This is a genomic window from Curtobacterium sp. GD1 (assembly GCF_020882855.1).
Taxonomy (GTDB): Bacteria; Actinomycetota; Actinomycetes; order Actinomycetales; family Microbacteriaceae; genus Curtobacterium.
Map to the genome: position 1 here is coordinate 1 of NZ_JAFEVQ010000063.1, position 1,674 is coordinate 1,674.

1 protein-coding gene and 1 pseudogene are annotated in these 1,674 nt (G+C 73.9%); one reads left to right on the forward strand and one right to left on the reverse strand.

All coding sequences use genetic code 11. The annotated features are described in order from the left end of the window. Positions 1-13: 13 nt before the first annotated feature. Positions 14-766, reverse strand: coding sequence for an SDR family NAD(P)-dependent oxidoreductase (locus JSX79_RS17995; protein WP_229087565.1), 753 nt, complete (start codon positions 764-766; stop codon positions 14-16). 103 nt (positions 767-869) lie between these two features. Between JSX79_RS17995 and JSX79_RS18000 the strand changes: the two are divergent. Continuing rightward, positions 870-1,674, forward strand: a pseudogene (locus tag JSX79_RS18000) (hypothetical protein); the annotation flags it as partial.

Here is a 1,674-nt window from a genome sequence, read left to right on the forward strand (position 1 = left end):
GCGCGGCGCGGCGCTACAGGCTCGTCATGCCGCCGTCGACGCGGAAGAGCGCGCCGGTGGCGTAGGACGACTCGTCGCTCGCGAGGTACACCATGATGCCGGTGACGTCGTCCGGGGTCCCCGCCCGGCCGAGCGGCGTCCGCGACACGATCGCCGCCCGGGACTCGGGGTCGCCCGAGATCGTCTGGACGAGCGTGGTCTCGGTGTAGCCCGGCACGACGGTGTTGGCGCGGATGCCGTCACGGGCGTAGGCCATCGCGGTCGCCCGGACGAGCGCGTGGACGCCGCCCTTCGTGGACGAGTAGGCGGCGAAGTCGGCACCTTCGCCGTTCAGGCCGGTCGGCGACCCCGTCACGATGACGGACCCGCCGCCACCGGCCGCGAGCATCGCCCGGACGGCGTGCTTCACGGTGAGGAAGGTGCCCGTCAGGTTCACCGCGAGCGTGCGGTTCCAGGTCTCGAGCGAGACGTCGGCGACCTTGGCGTCATGGCCGAAGAGCTGCACGCCGGCGTTGGCGACGACGACGTCCGGCACGGCGCCGCGGGCGACCAGGGCCTCGAAGCCGGCCGCGACGCTCGACTCGTCCGCGATGTCCACGGTGAGCGCGATCGCCGAGTCGGCAGCGGCGGCAGCAGCAGCCGCGGCGTCGCGGTCCGCGTACACGACCCGCGCCCCCTCGGCCACGAACCGGTCCGCGATCGCCCGCCCGATCCCCGATCCGGCCCCGGTCACCAGGGCGGTCTTCCCGGTCAGTCGTCCGGCCATGCGTGTGCTCCGTCCTCGGGGCGGCAGTGCCCCCGTCCTCGGAGCGACGTCGCTCCTGGACACATCATTGCGCAACCGGTTGACCGACTGGTAGCAAAGGGACATGACCGACGACGGTGCGTGGGCGGACTCGACCGCCGAGGACGTGCTCGTTGTCGGACCGTGGCGTGTGACCCTCCGAGGCGCCGAGCTCGCCGACGCCCGCCACGACGGGGTGCCGGTGCTGCGCGGCATCCGGTTCGTCACCCGCGACCAGGACTGGCGCACCGCGGACGACACCGTCACCCGCCGGACGACCGACGCCGCCGCCGAGGCCGAAGCCGAAGCCGAAGCCGACGCGACCGACGAACACGGGCACGCGCGGGCCCGCGCCCGCGCCCGCATCGAGGTGACGAGCGCCTTCGACGACGCCGAGGTCCTCCACACCACCCTCGACCTCACGATCGACGACGACACCCTGCACGTCGATGCGACCGCCACCACGACGGCGCCGTTCCGCCGCAACCGCATCGGCCTGGTCGTCCTGCACCCGCCGACCCTCGCCGGCACCCCGTTCACGGTCCGACACCCGGCAGCACCCGCCACGTCGCACACGTTCCCGCTGTGGATCGCCCCGCACCAACCCGCGACCGACGTCGCCGGGTACGCGTGGACGACCGGCGGCACGGACTGCACGCTCGACCTCACCGGCGACGTGTTCGAGATGGAGGACCAGCGCAACTGGACCGACGCCTCGTTCAAGACCTACTCGACGCCGCTGGCCGAGCCCTTCCCCGTCGCGCTCGACGCCGGTGCCGTCGTCCACCAGGCGCTCAGACTGCGCGCGGTGCGACGACCGGGAGGCGCGCCCTCCCCCGCCCCGGACCTCGCCGCGCTCGACGGGCCGGCCCCGACCGCCGTGGTCACCC

Bases quoted from the DNA above. Each gene is read 5' to 3' on its own strand.
- JSX79_RS17995 (WP_229087565.1), bottom strand. From the start codon at position 766: ATGGCCGGACGACTGACCGGGAAGACCGCCCTGGTGACCGGGGCCGGA.